The organism is Streptomyces sp. NPDC002835 (assembly GCF_053591995.1).
Map to the genome: position 1 here is coordinate 18,516 of NZ_JBSFUW010000041.1, position 16,739 is coordinate 35,254.

Consider the following 16,739-nt stretch of genomic DNA (forward strand, 5'->3'; position numbering starts at 1 on the left):
GGCTCATGAAGGCGGGGCATTCCGCAGGCGGCGCCGTCCGTATCGGGTCATGCCGCGTGGCTTGAAGACCGACAGTGCCACGGCCACCAGGAGCACCACCAGCGCGGCACCTGCGTCGGCGACGAGCTGGATCCGCATGCCGCCGAGTTCGCCGTCCGACAGAGTCGCCTGTCTGACAGCATCGGCCATGTGACCGATGGGCTGCATGTGGACGAGCAGCACCACGGTCGCCAGAGCAGTGATGAGGAGCTTGATCAGCACCCAGTAGTGGCGCGCCAGGCCCCACACCGTCCCCAGCGACTGCACGAGACCGGTGAGGAGGGAAGCGAGACTGAGCGGCACGATCACGAGCCATCCCGTCAGTTCCATCGAGAGGTACGCCGCTCGCACCGTCTCGGAGTCCTGACCGTTCAAACCGGCGAGAGCGAGCACGAGGAAGACGGCGACCGCGCCGATCCAACCGATGGAGAAGGTGACATGGGCGGTCAGCGCGATCTTGCGCAGGCGCGGGGGCATGGTCATCACGGCGTGTGCCCCACCATGCCGCCGCCGGCGAGGTGGATCGCGACGAACAGCACGACCACGGCGAGGACGACCCCGCCGAACACCTTCACCCAGCGAGGCGCACCGCCCTCGTCAGGCGGCTCGGGTGAGGAGAGCGGCTCGGTCATGGTGTGGCCTCGTCTCTGTCCATGTCGTGCAGCGGCAGCTCTACTCAAGCATTTTACGAGACACACTGTCTATGTCAGAACCACACCGTCCCCAGGCGAACAGGACGCATACTGGGGCGGTGCCCAAGCTATGGAACGAGACGGTCGAAGAGCACCGCCGCGCTGTGCGGGACGCGATCCTGGACACGACGGCGAAGCTGGTGGCAGGACACGGCCTCCGGTCAGTGACGATGTCGCAGATCGCCACCGAGACCGGCATCGGCCGGGCGACCCTCTACAAGTACTTTCCCGACGTGGAAGCCGTCCTCCTGGCATGGCACGAGCGCCAGGTGACCGCGCACGCGGCCCGGCTGACCGAGGTGCGCGACCGGGCCGGGACACCGCTGGAGCGGCTCGAAGCGGTGCTGGAGGCCTACGCGTTGATCGCGTACGAGCGTCACGGCCATGGCGATGAACTGGTCGGCATGCTCCACCGGGGCGAGCACGTCGCCAGGGCACACCAGCACCTCCACAGCATCGTCCACGACCTGCTGGCGCAAGGTGCCGCCGCCGGCGAGCTCCGCGATGACGTCGCGGCCGACGAGTTGGCCGACTACTGCCTGCACGCACTCACCGCGGCCGGATCGCTGCGCTCCAAAGCGGCGGTCCGCCGCCTGGTGGAAGTGACTCTGGCAGGACTGCGCCCCGAGCACTGATCGCTCAGGCGCCGCCCGGCGCGGACTTCGCGCCGTGGATGGTGAGGTGCTTCATGAGGAAGTCCCAGACGGCCGGCGCCACGGTTCGCGCCAAGTCGTCCGCGGTCTGCATCGCCGCCGTCAGAGCGACCGAGGCCAGGAGGCCGTGGGGCAGGATCTCGGCCACGTCCTGAGCCAGGGCAGCCGGGTGTCTGACATCGGCACCGGGAATGATCAGTGTCGGAACGGTGATCGAGCGGAGATCTTCCACGCTACGGAAGGCCCGGTCCCGTCCGATGGCGCACGCGGCGGCAATGCTCGCCGGGTCCGAACGCGGAATGGCCTCCCGTACGAGCGATCCGATCAGAGGCATGAGCTCAGGCAGGATCGGCGCCCAAGCCGCCTCGACGCCTTCGGCGAGGACGCGAGCGGCGAAGCTCTCCATCATGGTGGCCTCGGCCGCCTTCGCGGAATCGTCCTCGATGTCCTCGACACTGATTACGACAGCGGCCCGAATGCGTCCCGGATAGGCCGCAGCCGCACGCAGGGTGATCGTTCCGCCGAGACCGGTACCTCCCACTGCCGCCCGCCGCAGATCGAGGTGATCGAGGAGCGCACCCACGTCCTCGGCGTACTGCGCCCAGGTGTGGCGCGCAGGGTCGGTACAAAGGGAGCGACCGTAGCCGCGGACGTCCGGCAGGACGACGGTGTACGTGTCGGCGAGCCGATCGGCCAGTGGCAGGAGGCTCCGGTGATCCGGTCCCCCGCCGTGAAGGAGGACGAGGACCGGCCCGCCGCCCGTGGCCACCGCGTAGAGGGGGCAGCCGTCACTGCTGTGATAGACGAACTCGTGCATGCGGATTCCTGGTGGAGTGGCGCCCGGTACGGATGGACATGACGCTGCTGCCGGCCCCGGTCCCGGGGACGGCAGCAGCGCATGGACGGCTCAGGCCGCCCGGCCGGTCAGCTCGTAGCCGGCGTCGTCGACAACTTTGGCGAACAGGGCGTCGTCGGGCTCGTCGGAGGTGGTGACGGCGACCTGACCGGCGCTCAGGTCCACCTCGACGGACAGGACGCCACTGAGGGCTCCGATCTCCTTCGTGAGCGTGGCCTTGCAGTGACCGCAGGTCATGCCGGCGACGTTGTAGACGGTGGTGCGGCCGTCGACAACTGCTTCTGCAGCCGCGCCGGTGGAGCAGCTTCCGTCGGGGGTGCAGCAGGACATGGGTTCCTCCAACTATGAGGCTATACCCCTAGGGGGTATAGCTTGGCTCGTCCATGTATACGCCCACCCCGTACCGCTGGCAAGTGGTCCGACTGGCCTCTCAAGAGGTGAAGTGGCCATCAGGCTGCGGCCGGTGGACGGTGAAGCCGACGCGCTCACCGCGCCGCAGCATGCCATCGAAACCGCGGTGTACGACGCCGTCCGCGAGGCCGTCAGCAGACGGGGAACCTCGGCCAGCGTGTGCGGCATCTGACCGTGCGTGTCCTCTAATACGTGTTGTCGCCACAACCGGTCACACAGAATCGCCGTGACCGAGACAGCCTCGGGATACGTCACCACGTCCCGGGCGAGCACCGCTACCTCATCCTCGGGGAGATCGGCACCGACGCCGTCCTCGCCGTGCCGGCCAGGACCAGTGAGGTGCGCCTCTTCGAGCTCGGCAACGGCAGCATGTCCCAGGCCCGCCTCGCACGTGAGGTCTGGGACTGCGAGCGCTACGCCGGGCACCGCGTCTGGGAAGGCGCCCGCGGCACGATCGGCGGCACGTTCCCGTTCTGGCAGCGCCACCGCTACACCCGCTCGCAGACCTTCCCGCGGCTGCACGTCGTCCTGGCGGGCAAGGAGGAGCACCTGCTCGACAACCGCCTCCAGGCGCTCACCGCCGACGTGAAGGGGATCGCCGTCGCGGTGTGGGTGAACACCCTGCCCCGGCTCCAGCGCGGCGAGCCCTGGTACGAGATTGGCATCGACGACCCGGACCGGCGCCGCCGGCGCTACCCCGAGCCCACCGGCCGCTGACGCCGCGCACGACGCCGGGCATGCCCTTACGCATGAAGGGCTTGCCCGGCGTTCGGCCCGGTGGGCGGAACGGCACCGAAGTTGCCGCGCCGCCCGGCGGGATGACGAGGACCGCGCGGCGATCAAGGCCGTTCGGCTGCTTGCTCAGGGTCGGACACTTGGTGCCCGGGCCTGCCTGCTGTCCAGACCGGGGCCGGGATGTCGGTCTCCCCGCGTACGCTCGGATCGCCCGCCATGCCCTCAACCCAGGAGACCTCGGTGACCGCACAGGAGCCCCGCATCAACCCCGACTTCAGTCGCGGAGGAGGGGACTCCCCGGCACCAGTGATTCCCGGATGCACGCGCGTCGAACGACAGGTCACAGCACGCGGCGCGTCTGCGGATGAACTCGAAGCCCTCGGCTTGCCCAGGTACGCCATGCTTCCAGTCGTGGTCTACGAGGCCATTCAGTACGACCAACACGGCAACGTCCTGGCGGCCACGACCACCGTCGTCCGTTCCCAGCATCCGACCCCCGAGGGCTGGGAGCTTTCACCCCGGGGCGGCGACTGATCACAGCCGGAACAGGATGACGAAGCCTCCGAGGCCCAACCGGTCCCGGAGGCTTGCTTCCTTGCTCCGCAGCCCCGTTCAACGAACGGGGCCCGTCGACGTCACGCCACAGCGGCCTGCTTCGCCAGCGCCGCGAGCGGGGAGCGCCGGCCTTTGGGGACCGCGCGCAGCTGCGCCCAGTCGACCTCCGGGTGTGCGGCGGGCAGTGCGTCGACGTCGGCGGACCGGTAGAGCGCGACGTCGACGGCCCCGGCCCGGCTCGTGCCGAAGCGGACCTCGATCGCGGAATGCGGCACCGGCACGGCGCCACGCCGCAGCGCCGGCCGGGGCTGCGGCACGTCGCCGCGGCCGGGGGCCACGACGGAGGCGACCAGGCGACGGTACGACGACCACCGGGACGGCGCCGGCGGCACGCGGCTGGCGGGCGGGGACGACCCCGGCACCGCCACGCGCTGTGGTCCCAGCCGTATACAGGGACTGCAGTGGCCGACTGGACGGCCACCGAACTGCGCGATTCGACGATGACGGACTCCACGCCCCGGCCACCGCAGTCCCGGATCACCGCCAAGCACACGGTCAGCAACGGACGAGACGTCCAAGAACGTCCACCACACTACTGGCGGCAGCGCGAGCCTGTAGAGAGCGGGTGGCGAGGTCTTCCTCGTCAGAAGCCTGATGGAGAGTGAAGGTCGCGTCCACCAACTCGGCAAGCCGCTCGCGTGCCTCGCTACTATCGGTGAGCAGCTGGACTTCGGCCAGCGCTGCGATGACCGACGAGCGGGCTTCCAGAGCGGCGTCCGCAGCTGCCTTCCTCTCCGCAGGTTCCGCCTCGCGGGCCCCCCAACGGTCGTACTGCAGGCGGCGCAGTATGGTCTTCGCTGCAAGCAGGCGAGCGGTGGCTTGACGAAGTTCGCGTCTGCTCTCGGCCGTCAAGCTTTCCGCATGGAGCCTTTTGGCCGTGTGGGACTGCAGACCATGCGACACAACAGCGCCCAGCAGGGTGCTGGTGACGGCGATGATTCCTACCCAGATTTCCATGGCTCTGCCCTGCCACCAGACCGGCCCGAAGATGCCGCTCGTCCCCCTCGTTGGCCGGAAACCGAGCCCACGTCGGCAAACCGGAGTGACCCAGCCGCCTGAGGCACCCGGCAGACGCCCCCAGCCCGGCCGAAACGGCACGGCCAGGCGGGCGCGACACGGCGAGGCGGCGGAGAGTTCGGCGACAGCGCACACGAAATCAACGGCCGGTTTCGACGACTGGTTACCAGGGTCCGCTCACACATCCCCACGGCCGCGGCTGTGATCGCCGGCATCACCAACCTGAACAAGCTGCTGGACGGGACAAGGCTGGACGGCCCAGCTCCAGCCTCACGCTCGAACACGACCTGGCCAGACCACGCTTGCCGCGGTGAGGTGGCGGCACTGTACCCAGAGAAGGCAGGCGGTAGCGGAGTTGGGACGCGCAGCAGGCCTGCGGAACCGGCCCCAGGCCGTGTCACCTGCTCCGCAGGAAGATCACCATGGCTCGATCCTCTCAAATGATCGAGTCCCTACCGAACCCGGAACGGTTCAGGCCCACGGTCCAGGTGCCGGACGCAGGGCACAGGAGAGTTGTCTCTCGGTTCACCTGCGGGGAGGAAGGGGCGGTTCCGCGTAACGTGCGATCGACCGCGGAACCGCCCGGCCGTGTGTCCTGTCAGAGACGGCCTTCGCTCGCAACGCTACAGCGGCGTCGTCGGCCCGGCATGACGGAGTTCGGCCGGTCGAGCCCGACGCTTCAGGCTCTCGGTCACTTCCCGTCGGTTCGACCGGCCAGGTATGTGTCGCGCAGGTACTGGGTGATCACCCGTGAGGGGTTCACGTGGAAGCCCAGCCGCTCGGTGTCCTGTGCGCAGCGGGCTTCGACGTGCGTCCATTCGTCGTCGCCTGCCCGCAGGCTCGTGCTCGGCTTGGATTCCGGCTTCCCGCCTGTCGTGGGGCGCGGTGCCCGGGCCGGCTTGAGCGGTTCGAGTTCGCCGGCGATGTACTTGGCGGCGCAGGCCGAAACGGACGCATTGAACGGCCCGGTGGTCGTTGCAGAAGCGGCCGGCATCTTATCGAGGGATCGGATCGAGATCGATCTCAGCATCCCGGTGAAAGAAGATCCGGAACCTGGGCCCGACGCATGGACATCCCGCCAGTAGTGCATGGGTGCTGTCACGAGCCTGCCGACTGAGGCTCGCGGCGTGCGCTGGCGGCGGGCCGGGCGCTGCAAGGGGTCACCGGCTCCCATTCCTGCAGCGCGAGAGCGAACTCGGTTCGCGCGTCGAGCCGTGCCTGCACCCACAGTTCGGTGTCCGGCAGCTCCTCACGCCGCTTCCGCGTGTCTAGGATCCGCGACTTCGTGAGCACTGGCTCCTGCGGAAACTCTGGAATCCGCGCTCATTGAGCAGCAGCCGAGTCGGGGGATGGTGAGCAATCGGCGGTTCTCCGCGATCGGGTCGGTGACAGCGAGTGAGCTATCCATGGGCGTACTGAACGCCGTTTTCGCTCACCGGGCTTCATCAGCTCTGTGGGAGTCGGCTCATGTGCTCGCGCCGAGATGGCGAGAACCGGCTTCGAGCCGTATGAGGACATTCACGGTCGGGCAAGTGCGGCCTACGATGCGGGCGGGGCCGCAGGCCGGGATGCCGACGGCCGGGGTTGCGAGTAGGGAGGGGGCTGCGGGAATGAGCACTCCTGGCCAGTCTGTCTCGTTCGTGCGGCGTGCGCTTTGCCGGCTTGGGGTCCACGCGTATCGGCGCGTCCTGGCCGACGTGAGCAGTCGCGCTTCGGAGCCGTGCCTTCACGAGTGGCGGTGTGTGAGCTGCGATCGGCTGCAGCGTTCCGGTGTGCTGCACGAGTACGGGCGCGCGGAATCGAGGGATCCATCGTGCCGGAAGGTTGTGGCCTGCGTTCGCTGCGGACACGAATCCGCGTGGGTCCGGCACACGCACGACCTCGTGGCAGTGAACGGCCTCCCCGTGCCGCAGCGCCCGGATTATGTCACCCCGAACCGCAGGGCCAGGCCCTGCGACTTCGCACAGATCTGTCGGCGATGCGGCGAGACAGACCGCGAGGTCGTCACCGAACACGACTGGGATGACCCGTGGTGGGGAGGCAGGTGCCGGCGATGCGGCCGGCGGTGGGTTGACGACGGGGACTGATCGGCCGGGCCGCCGGGAAACCCGTCGGCGCGTGAGCCTGCGGCCGCTGCAGCTGCCCGTCTCAGGTGCGAGCCGGCGGCGACTCTTCTGCCCGGCCCCGTAGGAGACACGGAATCCTCGGCGCGCCCGCGCGAGCCATTCCGACAGACGTGAACGTCGCCGCCGCCACCGTGGCGGCGGCCGTGAACGCGACAACCAGCCAGACACCCCCGACCGGGGCGTTCGTCTGCGGCTGGGCGAACCGGCGCCGCGTACACCACGAGCCCGTCGCCTGCCGCCGCGTCGGCCGGGCACGCCTCGCCCAGCGAAATGAAGTCCGACTCCCTGAGGGTCCGTTCGAGTTCAGTGCCGTCGAGCCGCGCCAGCGAGCACTCCCACCCACCGCCTGGTGAGGCCACCACGCGGGAAGGAGCACTGCCCCGACCTGCGAGCGGTTACCTCATGTCGTACCGACCCGCGTAGGAAGCTCGAGCACGACTCCCTCCGGAAGATCGCAAGAACCTGCGGATGGCAACTACTGAACATCGCTAATGCTCATGACCACGCGGAAATGCTCACGAGACTGCGGATCCTGGAGCCGGCGCGCCAGCTCGGTGTCCGACAGGTCCTGATGCCGCTTCCTTGTGTGTAGGGTCCGCGCGCCGCTGAGCACTGCATAGTGGGGAAGCGGCGGAATCCGGACCGAACGAGCAGCGATTGCGGCGGCGATTGGTGCGCAATCGGCCGAGCCTCGGTGAGGCGAACGGTGACGCTTTGTGATCGCGTTGTCTCCCGGCGCGCGCCGGTGCCGGCCCCGTTCGATGGCTGTCATTCCGGGAGAGCTGCGACTCGTATGAGCGATGCCCGGTCCGCCGCATGGCGGGCCGGGCATCCGGGTGGGGTCAGTTACGGAGGCTGCCCTTCCATACGGCGACGACGGAGGGCCGGGGATGCTGTCTGGTCCGTCGGGCCACTGGGAGGCGGGCTTCTCGGCGGTGGCGCCGTCGAGTTCGCCGGGGTGCTGGACGGCGATCAGGGTGCGGTCGTCGGTGATGATCGGGCCGCAGGTCTCGGCGCCCTTGGGGACGGTCAGGAACTGTTTGACGCGGCCGCGGTGGGGGCCCTTGACCGGGACGGCGAAGAGGCCGTCGTGGGCTCCGAGGGCGGCGCCGTCGGTGGCGAGCCAGAGGTTGCCGTGCTCGTCGAAGGCGATGTTGTCGGGGCAGGAGATCTGGCTGACCTGGTTCTTGTCGAAGCCGGCGAAGTAGGTCGAGGGGTCCTTGGGGTCGCCGCAGACGAGCATGAGGCGCCAGGCGAAGGACGTGGCGGCGGCGTCGCCGCGGTGTTCGTCGAGTTCGAGGATGTGGCCGTGCTTGTTGCCGTTGCGCGGGTTGGCCTCGTCCGGTCCGGTCTTGCCGGCCGCGCCGCGGTCCTTGTTGTTGGTGAGGGCGACGTAGAGGCGGCCGGTGTGGGGGTGCGGCTCGACGTCTTCGGGGCGGTCCATCTTGGTGGCGCCGGCCTTGTCGGCGGCCAGGCGCGTGAAGACGTACACCTCGTCGGCGGTCATGCCGGGGATGTGGGAGGTGTTGCCGGTGGCGAGCGGGATCCAGGTGCCGGAGCCGGCGAAGTCGCCGTCCTCGGGGAGTGTGCCGGTGCCGTCGATCTCGGCGGCGGGGCTGTCGCCGGTGAACTTGGCGACGTAGAGGGTGCCTTCGTCGAGGAGGCGCAGGTTGTGCTCGCGGGCGGTGCGGCTGTCGCCCTTCTTGAACCGGTTCGTGGAGACGAACTTGTAGAGGTAGTCGAAGCGTTCGTCGTCACCCATGTAGAGGGCGACTCGGCCGTCGCAGGTCAGCCGGGGCTCGGCGGCCTCGTGCTTGAACCGGCCGAGCGCGGTGCGCTTGCGCGGAGTGGAGTCGGGGTCGTACGGGTCGATCTCGACGATCCAGCCGTGCCGGTTGGCCTCGTTGGCAGACCGCGGACCTGCCCACGGCTGTATGACGGCTGTGCCAGGGGCAGTCGTCAGCGCGAATGGGCACCGGCGGCCAGGGGAGGTTCCGGTGTCCTCGGCTGCGAGGGAAGCTTCCCCGCTCCTCGGTGCGACGGGCGGATGCCTCCGATGCGCCACGGCGTTCTGGGCAGGTGCGGGCCTGGCCGGCCTGGCCGCAGCGTTCGTCTTCCGGGTACGCAGGAGCGACCTGGAGCTACTCAGCGGGACAGCGGGCGGTCGGCCCGGACAGGGCCCAGCCGCAGCAGATCCGGTACGAACCGGCACAAGGGGCGGCCCGTACCCAAGGCCCCGCACCGCATCAATCAGGCGGGCGAGGCCTGCGCCGTCTCAGTAGTCGTCGGACGGGCCGAGCTCGCCCTCCTGCTCCCACTCGCCGTCATCGTAGAAGCGGTTGTCGACCGCGTCGCACACCACGTCGTCGGCGACGCCGCGCTCGGCCAGGATGCTGCGCGCCCTGTACTCGCCCCAACTCGTGGCGTACCAGGAGTCGTCCGTCTCCTCCAGGTCGCGTGCGATTTCCTCCAGCGCACAGGTGCGCAGCGGCTCCGGCAGACCGTCGAGCGCCGGAACGGCATCAGCGGACAGCTCTTCGAGATAGTCGATGTCGATCTTTCCGGTGCGCTCGTAGCGCTGTACGTTGCGTTCCGCGACGAGGTCGTCCGGTGAGGCGAGCCCGAACGCGAGCACGGCCGCCGCGGCACTCGCCGCCACGGCACGGGGCAACCACTTCATGCCGTACACCCCGGCCAACATGATGAGGACGATCACCAGTCCGAGCCACAACTCCATGGCTGAGACGGACACTCGCAGCCGGGTCAGTCCGTAGGCGTCGACGTACAGGTCCATCCGGCGCAGCGCCGACGCCACCACGACCAGAGTGAGCACGCACAGCGCACCGAGGACGGCACGGACCAGGGCGCGGTCGCCCGCGGTGGAGCGCGGGGCCCAGCGCGTGGCCAGGGCGATCACGGCCAGCGTCAGCAGGGTCACGAACAGCAGCTGCCAGAAGCCCTGGCGAGCGTATTCGGAGTAGGTCAGACCGGTCTCGCTGAGCACCTTGTCGTAGCCGCCGAAGAGCACGGCGAGCTGGACGGCGATGAACGTGGCGAAGAGCAGGTTGAGGACGACGAGCGGCAGCGCCCATTCCCACCGGGAGCGGGCGCGGCCGGGGCGCATCTCGAGACGGTCCCAGTGCAGGGGAGCGGCGGCGAGGCGTGCCGCCGCGAGCGCGCCGACCAGGCCGAGCAGGAAGAGCAGGAAACGCCAGGGGCCATCGGCGACCGAGGCATCCGGGATCAGGCCGCCGAGGAGATCGGCGAAGGCTGCGTCCGCTCCGGCGAACAGTGCTCCGAACACGATCACCAGCAACGCCGCCACCGCGCCCGTCCGCAGGACCGGTGCCACCCGCCCGTTCGAGGCAGCGGCGTGGGTGCGCAGTCCACCCCATCCCCAGGCAACGCCGGTACCGAGCGAGCTGGGCAGGCCGAGCGGGCCCAGCAGCACGCCCAGCCAGGTCCGGCCGCCGTTCAGCGCCATGGACGCGAGGGCCAACGACGACACGACGGCGAGGAACGTCGGCCAGCCGGCGTCGCGCAGCGCGGGTACGGAAAGCAGTGCGACGCCACCGAGCGCCCACGCCAGGGTCCACGGGCGCAGTCTGCGGCCGGCGGCCCGGGCGGCGAAATACGCGCCGAGCGCCGCGGGCGCCGCGACGATCAGCAGATTCAGGCCGGCGCCGTCACCCAGCAGAGACGCACTGAACACCGCGGTGGCCAGCACGCACAACAGGGTCGCGACGCTCGCCGCGGCCGGCTTGACGGGGCTGATCCTGGTGCCGTGCGGTGGTGGCGGCCAGGGCGCCGGTCCTGCCCAGGCATTTGAAGGTCCGGTACTGGACCTCGGCGGTGGTGCGTCTTGTACATCTGGCACGGGACCCCCTCCCGACCGGATCGCCCGCCACCGTTCACGGGCGGGTGCGATCCGGTGTTTCGTCGGCGTGCGTCTTTCATGATCAGCTGCACGGCGTGACGGACAGGGTATTCCCGGCGGCACCGGCCGGCCCTCCTGGTACGAGGCTGCAACAGGACCGTGACAGATGAGCCGCCCGACGGTCCGGGAGGATGCTCACATCGGTGGCCATTCCGGGGCGGGGCCGCTCAGCAGATGCGGTCGGGGAGCCGGTCCGGCAACGCCTCCGTAGGCCCCAGCCAGTCGGCGGGCGGCTGCCCGGCCTTGCCGGCCACCACCACGGTCGCTGGTACGCAGCGCCGACGCTCCTGCTCCCGCGCCTCCCCGGCCGACGGAGGGGGCGGGTGCGCCTACCTCGGTCAGGAAGGCCTGTGGACGGTGAGGGACCCGGGAGTGGGCAGGCGGCCGGCCATGGTCGGCTCGTGGATGCCGGCCATCGCGGTGAAGAGTAGGGCGACGGCGAGGGCACCAGGGTCGGGAACACCGATGGCATGGTCGCCGACGTAGCTGGCGCGGCCGCGCCGGGATGCGGTGGCCAGGACCGGTGCCCGCATGCCCCGGCGCCGGCAGTCCCGCAGCAGATCGGCCCACGAGTCCGCTGATTCGCGGTAACCGCCGGCCATGGCGATCAGCTCCTTGGTGCCATCGGCGCGCACGCCCATCAGCACCAGAACGCACGACTTCGCCTCGGCCAGGCGTATGCGCAGGTGGATGTCGTCGGCCCAGACGTAGACGTGGTCCGATTCGGACAGGTCGCGTTCGCCGAACGCCTCGTGGTCGGCCTGCCATTGGGCGGTCAATGCCACGCTGACTGGTCCGCCCACATGATTTTGATCGTGAACGATGCCGTGCTGCGCCGCTGAGTTTGACCCGCCGAGCGCATTCCGTGGCCACCCGACGAGGCCGGAAAACCTTAGCGCCGCAGGCGTGATCCGGCTGTGTCGGCAACCCCAGGCGGCACCGGCCCAGTGGCGTTCACAAGCAGCAAAGATCACCGCGATGATGCTGTGGAATCCCAGGTCCGGATCGTCAAGGGTTGCCGGTAGGTGGCGGTGTCGTCACCTACCAACCTGCGCCACGCTCAACGGCGGCCGCGCCGGACCGGCGACGTCGCCCTGGTCCTGGTCGTGCTCGCCCATGACGCCATCGTCCTCCGCGCCGGTGGGCCGGAACAGGGCGTACGGAAGCATCGGCGCGAGCTCCACCTGACAGGCTCACGGCTCACCACGTCTACCTGAAGATGGTTTTGTTGATCACCAGGTTCTGGCACAGATCTTGGGGGCCGTCGCGGAGGGTTACTGAAGCAGGATCATTTTGCGGAGCAGTTCGAATCCGGCGCGACCGTAGAGCTGCCTTTTGATCTTTTTGATGCGGTTCACGGCTGTCGTAAGGTGCTGCACATGCCAACTGCTGCGATACCTCCTCGCCTCGACGGACTGTGGCGATCGACGGCGGCGGGTGTCGCTTACGCCCCGCAGCAACCGGCAGAATTCCGCCAGGCACGCCGTCGGGCCGTACTGTTCATCGTGCTGGCGTGCCTGATGGCGACGAGCGCGGTCGTGATGTGCGGGACCGTGGCGTCGCATTGGGGCGACGAATACATATGGATGTCGAATCGTTCCGGGTATCGGCCGGTTCGTTCCGGGTATCGGCCGGTCGTGGTCTTCGGGATCGGCCTGCTCCTGTTGGTGCCGGCCGGCTTCAGCATGATGGCCGTGCGGTCCTTGCGCAGGCCCAGGAAGCCGACGCTCGAACTCACCCCGGCGGTGGTGCGGTCGAATATGTACGGTGTCGTCGAAGTGCCGTGGGAAGACGTGGTCGGGGCACGCGTGACGAACGGGCTGCACCTCGATCTCGTCGCCCCGGCCGCCTCCTACCGGATCGCAGGCCGACAACGCTCCGAGGACGAGGCGGCTTCGCTCCGGCTGTACGCTCCGGCCGGTGAGCTGCTCCCGTTCCTGACGTGGCTGCGGGAGCATCCCGAGTCGCGCGCGACGGTCCTCGCGCCGTGGTCGGACCAGGTGGCCGTCATAAGCAGCGAGGGGGAGAAGTGAACCGACAGTACAAGGGCACCGGATACTGGGTGACACAGATCGGCGTCCTGGCGTTTTTCGCGCTCCTGTGCCCCGCCGGGGGCGTCTTCGTCCTCATGAGCAACTCCGAGGACAATGGCGGCGGAGTCATGATGATCCTCATCGGGATCGTCTTCCTGGTGGTCCTGATCGGGATGATCCGCAAGTTCGCGACCACGACGAGGGAGCAACGGGCGGTCTACGCGTGGGCGATCATGCAGCAGCACTCGACGCACGCCTCGGCCCGGGCGGACGTGGCGGCCATGGGCGTGGCCGCGAAAGCCCGAGAGGGAGAACTCTCCCGGGCAGAGATCGAGTGGCTTCAGGCCCTGAGCCCCGACGTTCCCTACCCCGGGCAGCTGCCGCCCGCGACGGGAGCGGACCGGACGGACCCCGGCCGACCCAACTGACAGCCACCGAGCACCACCTGTTCGTGCACGGCCTGGCGAACAGCGCGCCGCTCTTCGTGCAGCTCGCCAGCAACGGCGCCACCAGGCACGCACCGGGGCATGAAGCAGTACGGGCGCCCCCACCGTGTCAGGCCCATTGGGTCTGTCAAACGATCGGCCCTGTCTCACATCCGGCGGTGACGGACGGTGATGTGACGGTGTGGACCCACCGATCAGGGAGCCGCAGGTCAGCACGTTGCAGCGGTCGCCATCTGGAGTCGGCGGCCTGTACGGTGCCCGCCGATGTGAGGCTGGCGTGCCGGGACGCTTCCTCACGGCAGCGCCGACCGCTCGCGAAACATCGAGGTCAGGGCACTGATCGCACGCTCTGCAACTGACGGCGGAAGATTCTCATACTCCGTCACCATCGGATGTGCGACAGGGCCGAACGATTTACAGTCCCGAGCCTCCACGTTTTCAGGGCGGATGAACCCGGGCGGTTGAGGGGCCTGGTGTCCCGCGCATCGTTCGTGCGTGGGACACCAGGCTGTCCTGGCTCAGTTCTTGCCGGTGACCAAGGTCCCGGTCACCGGCCGCTCCGGGCCGGCAGTTGGCCGCAGTCGCCGCCGGCGCACTTGCTCAGCCAGTCGGCGAAGTCGGTGTCGTACTTGGTGCCGATGGTGTCTCGGAGCAGGTTGTGGGCCGCGTCGTACTCGCCTGCGCGGTAGTGGCCGAGCAGGGTGGTCACGTCCTCGGGGTGCGACTGGAGCATATAACGGACGCCCAGATAGCCCCACTGGTAGATGCGGGTGGTGTCTGCGTTGTCGTAGGTGGTTGCGAAGAGCTGGCTGAGCTTGTAGGTGTTCTTGCCTGCCTCTTTGATCGCCCTCTCGTAGGTGATGCTGCGGTAGGAGTAGGAGAGGTACTCGGCGAAACCCTCGATCCACATCACGGTCGGGGTGGACTGCCCGGCGGCGAAGTCGCCGTACATGTCGTAGCGGCCGTCGAGGTAGTGGGTGTACTCGTGGTTGAGGTTCCAGATCTGGAAGGCGCCGTCCGGGGCCGGTTGCTCGTAGGCGATGAAGCGCGGCTGGTTGCCCTCAGCGGCCGGGTCGCCCTCCAGGTACATGCCGCCGTTGTTGGTGTCGATGCCGAAGACGACACCGGCGTAGGTCTTGTAGTCCGTACTGGAGTTGAAGGCGACGATCTCGATGCTGGTGTTGTTGTCGTCCTTGACCGGACCGTTGTCCTTGACGATGTCGTGGAAGACCGGGTCCTGCTTGAGGACGCTGTCGCACGTGGCCGACAGTTCGGACGCGGTCAGCTCCTGCGCGAGGATCTTCACGCTCGGACCGCATGCGTGCGTGACCTGCAGCACGGCGTCGCGCACGCGGTTCTGCAGGTCACAGGTGTCGTACTCGGCGCAGTTCTCCTTGTCGTACTCGTCCGTCATCTCGGCAAGGCCGACCCAGAGAGGTGCGGTGCGTCCGGTGATCTGGCTGCGGCCGAGCAGCTCCTTGACCAGCGGCTTGACGGTGTCCTTGAGGTCGGCGTGCCGCAGGAAGCGGCCGAGTTCGCGTCCGGCGTTGCTGGCCAGGTAGGACCTGTCGGTGCCGAGCAGATCGTCGTGGACGACGGCGAAGTCACGCAGTCCGGTGAGGACGCTCGGGTCCGCCTTCACCGCTCGCGCGAACTCCGGCAGCTGGTGGCCGCGGAAGAGCACGGTGTAGGTGTTGTTGACGGCCGCGAGCATCCCGTAGAACTCGTCGTACGACGAGTTGTAGTTCTTCTGCAGGCGCTTGACCACGTCGAGGTAGCGGGCGTTCTCCTCGGAGCTGTCGATCAGCGTGACCGTCTCGGCCAGGGGCTCTCCGTTGGCCTCGGTGACGTCGAAGGCGTGGGACGAGCCGAAGAAGGCGTCCAGGGCGCCCTGAATGGCGCTCTTCAGCGTGGGACCGTATTCGCCGACGCTCTCCGGCTGGTTGTACTGGATGTAGTAGCCGGCGCGCAGGTAGAGCACCATCTGGGTGGCGAAAGTGCTGTTGTCGCCGGGGTAGGTGGCCGCGACGTCCTTGAACGCGTTCGCCACCGTGATCATCTGTTCCTCGCGGAAGAGGGCTTTGGCGTCCTCACCGGTCACGCTGAACAGCGTGTTGATGCAGGTGGTTTCGGACTGCTTGATCTGCTTGACCAGGGCAGCGCCGGTCTTCGAGGTGAAGTCGCCGACGTTGCAGTCCGCCGCGGCGTTCGCCGCGGAGGGGGCCTGCTCGCGCTGAGCGGCGTTCTGGGCCGCGGGGTGCGGAGGGCGTTGCGCGGGGGCCGAGATCTTCTTGGCCGATCGCGCGGGGTCGGTGGCGTGTCCGGGTGCGAGTTCGGCGGCAAGCACGGTGGCGGAGGCGGGCTGTGGTGGGAGGGCCGGCCTGGGCGCGGGCTTCGGCGCCACGGCGCCGGCCGGGGCCGCCGCGCCATGGGGGGCGAGCATGGTGAGCCCCAGGCTGGCGGCGGCCACGGTGGGTATCAGCAGGTGGGCGACTTTCCTGAGGGTGGGGGGTCTGCGCATGGCGATGGCCTCCAGGCCGGTCGGCAGCCGTGCGTGGGGCACGGCGGTGGGGGATGCGGACCGTGACGGCAGCGGAAATTGAGCACTTCCCGAGCTGCCGTGCATGTGACGTGTGACCGTACAATTTCACATTCCATGCCGGATCGGGAGCCGGCTGCACGCGATAAATCGAACTGATGGTGAGTCAAGTAGTGGTGCCATAGCGGACCTTGGGATAACCGGAGCATGCTGCGAGGCGCCCACCTGAAGCGGGGCAACCTGAACCTGCCCCCGGAGACCGCCTGGGTGCTGGCGGCCCTACGCACGGCGGGCTGGCAGGCCCCGCCGCGAGCGAGGAGAAGATCACCGTGCCACCGCCGCCCGGCTTCCCGACCGGCACTGTCGTCCCTGACGGTGCCCGGCGACAAGATCGAGACGGTCACCCTCACTTCGGTATGGCGGCCAGCGGCGGCGAGGGCCGCATCGACGGCATCCATGGCCCCGACGGCGTCGAGGAAGCGGCTGTGGGAACGGCCCTCGGTGCTGCCCGCGTGGGCGACCCCGGTGGGACGGTAGCGGCTGAAGGCGGCTCTGGTACCCGAGCAGCGTTTCGCCCACTGGCCTGGTCGGAAGCATCGAGAGGAAGACGGAGCAGGCTCTTCCGACCGACGCCTTTGCT

At 68.8% G+C, this 16,739-nt stretch carries 15 protein-coding genes and 3 pseudogenes; 6 read left to right on the forward strand and 12 right to left on the reverse strand.

Translation table 11 applies throughout. The features are described 5' to 3' along the window. Nucleotides 1-3: 3 nt before the first annotated feature. Entirely contained in the window at nucleotides 4-522 is a 519-nt protein-coding gene (locus ACWD01_RS31240) for a hypothetical protein (RefSeq protein WP_451166524.1), read from the reverse strand. After that, nucleotides 522-671 carry a hypothetical protein gene (locus ACWD01_RS31245; RefSeq protein ID WP_451166525.1) on the reverse strand — a complete coding sequence of 50 codons (150 nt, stop codon included), beginning with the start codon at nucleotides 669-671 and terminating at the stop codon, nucleotides 522-524. The genes ACWD01_RS31240 and ACWD01_RS31245 overlap by 1 nt, the downstream gene beginning before the upstream one ends. A gap of 119 nt (nucleotides 672-790) precedes the next feature. Between ACWD01_RS31245 and ACWD01_RS31250 the strand changes: the two genes are divergently transcribed. Beyond that, nucleotides 791-1,366: a TetR/AcrR family transcriptional regulator gene (locus tag ACWD01_RS31250; RefSeq protein ID WP_451166527.1), complete on the forward strand. Its 576-nt coding sequence runs from the start codon at nucleotides 791-793 to the stop codon at nucleotides 1,364-1,366. Nucleotides 1,367-1,370: 4 nt separating this feature from the next. On the opposite strand, the gene ACWD01_RS31255 is transcribed toward ACWD01_RS31250, so the two are convergent. After that, nucleotides 1,371-2,201, reverse strand: a complete 831-nt coding sequence (locus ACWD01_RS31255; RefSeq protein WP_451166529.1) for an alpha/beta fold hydrolase — start codon at nucleotides 2,199-2,201, stop codon at nucleotides 1,371-1,373. Between the two features lie 90 nt (nucleotides 2,202-2,291). After that, the gene (locus ACWD01_RS31260) at nucleotides 2,292-2,570 is read right to left on the reverse strand and encodes a heavy-metal-associated domain-containing protein (protein ID WP_451166531.1); all 279 of its coding nucleotides are present in this window, start codon (nucleotides 2,568-2,570) and stop codon (nucleotides 2,292-2,294) included. Nucleotides 2,571-2,682: 112 nt separating this feature from the next. Between ACWD01_RS31260 and ACWD01_RS31265 the strand changes: the two genes are divergently transcribed. The 3 genes from ACWD01_RS31265 to ACWD01_RS31275 all read left to right on the forward strand — a co-directional run bounded on the left by ACWD01_RS31265 (nucleotide 2,683) and on the right by ACWD01_RS31275 (nucleotide 3,920). After that, nucleotides 2,683-2,823: a hypothetical protein gene (locus ACWD01_RS31265; RefSeq protein ID WP_451166533.1), complete on the forward strand. Its 141-nt coding sequence runs from the start codon at nucleotides 2,683-2,685 to the stop codon at nucleotides 2,821-2,823. 20 nt (nucleotides 2,824-2,843) lie between these two features. Then, nucleotides 2,844-3,368: a replication-relaxation family protein gene (locus ACWD01_RS31270; protein WP_451166535.1), complete on the forward strand. Its 525-nt coding sequence runs from the start codon at nucleotides 2,844-2,846 to the stop codon at nucleotides 3,366-3,368. Nucleotides 3,369-3,626: 258 nt separating this feature from the next. Then, a complete protein-coding gene (locus tag ACWD01_RS31275; RefSeq protein ID WP_451166537.1) occupies nucleotides 3,627-3,920 on the forward strand; it encodes a hypothetical protein in 294 nt (97 codons plus the stop codon). 101 nt (nucleotides 3,921-4,021) lie between these two features. Here the strand turns inward: ACWD01_RS31275 and ACWD01_RS31280 are convergent. The 7 genes and pseudogenes from ACWD01_RS31280 to ACWD01_RS31310 all read right to left on the reverse strand — a co-directional run. Continuing rightward, a pseudogene (locus ACWD01_RS31280) lies at nucleotides 4,022-4,237 on the reverse strand (hypothetical protein); the annotation flags it as partial. 259 nt (nucleotides 4,238-4,496) lie between these two features. Beyond that, nucleotides 4,497-4,958, reverse strand: a complete 462-nt coding sequence (locus ACWD01_RS31285) for a hypothetical protein (protein ID WP_451166539.1) — start codon at nucleotides 4,956-4,958, stop codon at nucleotides 4,497-4,499. A gap of 751 nt (nucleotides 4,959-5,709) precedes the next feature. Continuing rightward, complete coding sequence (locus ACWD01_RS31290; RefSeq protein ID WP_451166541.1) at nucleotides 5,710-6,048, reverse strand: hypothetical protein; 339 nt, start codon at nucleotides 6,046-6,048, stop codon at nucleotides 5,710-5,712. 1,938 nt (nucleotides 6,049-7,986) lie between these two features. Then, nucleotides 7,987-9,059, reverse strand: a pseudogene (locus ACWD01_RS31295) (PhoX family protein); the annotation flags it as partial. Nucleotides 9,060-9,419: 360 nt separating this feature from the next. Further along, complete coding sequence (locus ACWD01_RS31300) at nucleotides 9,420-11,189, reverse strand: DUF4153 domain-containing protein (protein WP_451166594.1); 1,770 nt, start codon at nucleotides 11,187-11,189, stop codon at nucleotides 9,420-9,422. 230 nt (nucleotides 11,190-11,419) lie between these two features. Further along, nucleotides 11,420-11,860, reverse strand: a pseudogene (locus ACWD01_RS31305) (transposase); the annotation flags it as partial. Nucleotides 11,861-12,118: 258 nt separating this feature from the next. Further along, complete coding sequence (locus ACWD01_RS31310; RefSeq protein ID WP_451166543.1) at nucleotides 12,119-12,250, reverse strand: hypothetical protein; 132 nt, start codon at nucleotides 12,248-12,250, stop codon at nucleotides 12,119-12,121. Between the two features lie 468 nt (nucleotides 12,251-12,718). Here ACWD01_RS31310 and ACWD01_RS31315 point away from each other — a divergent pair, with 468 nt between their 5' ends. Further along, entirely contained in the window at nucleotides 12,719-13,114 is a 396-nt protein-coding gene (locus ACWD01_RS31315; RefSeq protein WP_451166545.1) for a hypothetical protein, read from the forward strand. Then, nucleotides 13,111-13,542 (forward strand): hypothetical protein, encoded by a 432-nt coding sequence (locus ACWD01_RS31320; protein ID WP_451166546.1) that lies wholly within the window; start codon nucleotides 13,111-13,113, stop codon nucleotides 13,540-13,542. Before ACWD01_RS31315 ends, ACWD01_RS31320 begins: the two co-directional genes overlap by 4 nt. A gap of 565 nt (nucleotides 13,543-14,107) precedes the next feature. Here the strand turns inward: ACWD01_RS31320 and ACWD01_RS31325 are convergent. Continuing rightward, nucleotides 14,108-16,081: a collagenase gene (locus ACWD01_RS31325; protein ID WP_451166548.1), complete on the reverse strand. Its 1,974-nt coding sequence runs from the start codon at nucleotides 16,079-16,081 to the stop codon at nucleotides 14,108-14,110. Nucleotides 16,082-16,739: the final 658 nt, after the last annotated feature.

Coding starts and splice junctions, on each gene's coding strand:
- ACWD01_RS31310 (WP_451166543.1), bottom strand. CDS start 12,250: ATGCTTCCGTACGCCCTGTTCCGGCCCACCGGCGCGGAGGACGATGGC.
- ACWD01_RS31245 (WP_451166525.1), bottom strand. CDS start 671: ATGACCGAGCCGCTCTCCTCACCCGAGCCGCCTGACGAGGGCGGTGCG.
- ACWD01_RS31240 (WP_451166524.1), bottom strand. CDS start 522: ATGACCATGCCCCCGCGCCTGCGCAAGATCGCGCTGACCGCCCATGTC.
- ACWD01_RS31260 (WP_451166531.1), bottom strand. CDS start 2,570: ATGTCCTGCTGCACCCCCGACGGAAGCTGCTCCACCGGCGCGGCTGCA.
- ACWD01_RS31285 (WP_451166539.1), bottom strand. CDS start 4,958: ATGGAAATCTGGGTAGGAATCATCGCCGTCACCAGCACCCTGCTGGGC.
- ACWD01_RS31255 (WP_451166529.1), bottom strand. CDS start 2,201: ATGCACGAGTTCGTCTATCACAGCAGTGACGGCTGCCCCCTCTACGCG.
- ACWD01_RS31290 (WP_451166541.1), bottom strand. CDS start 6,048: ATGCTGAGATCGATCTCGATCCGATCCCTCGATAAGATGCCGGCCGCT.
- ACWD01_RS31325 (WP_451166548.1), bottom strand. CDS start 16,081: ATGCGCAGACCCCCCACCCTCAGGAAAGTCGCCCACCTGCTGATACCC.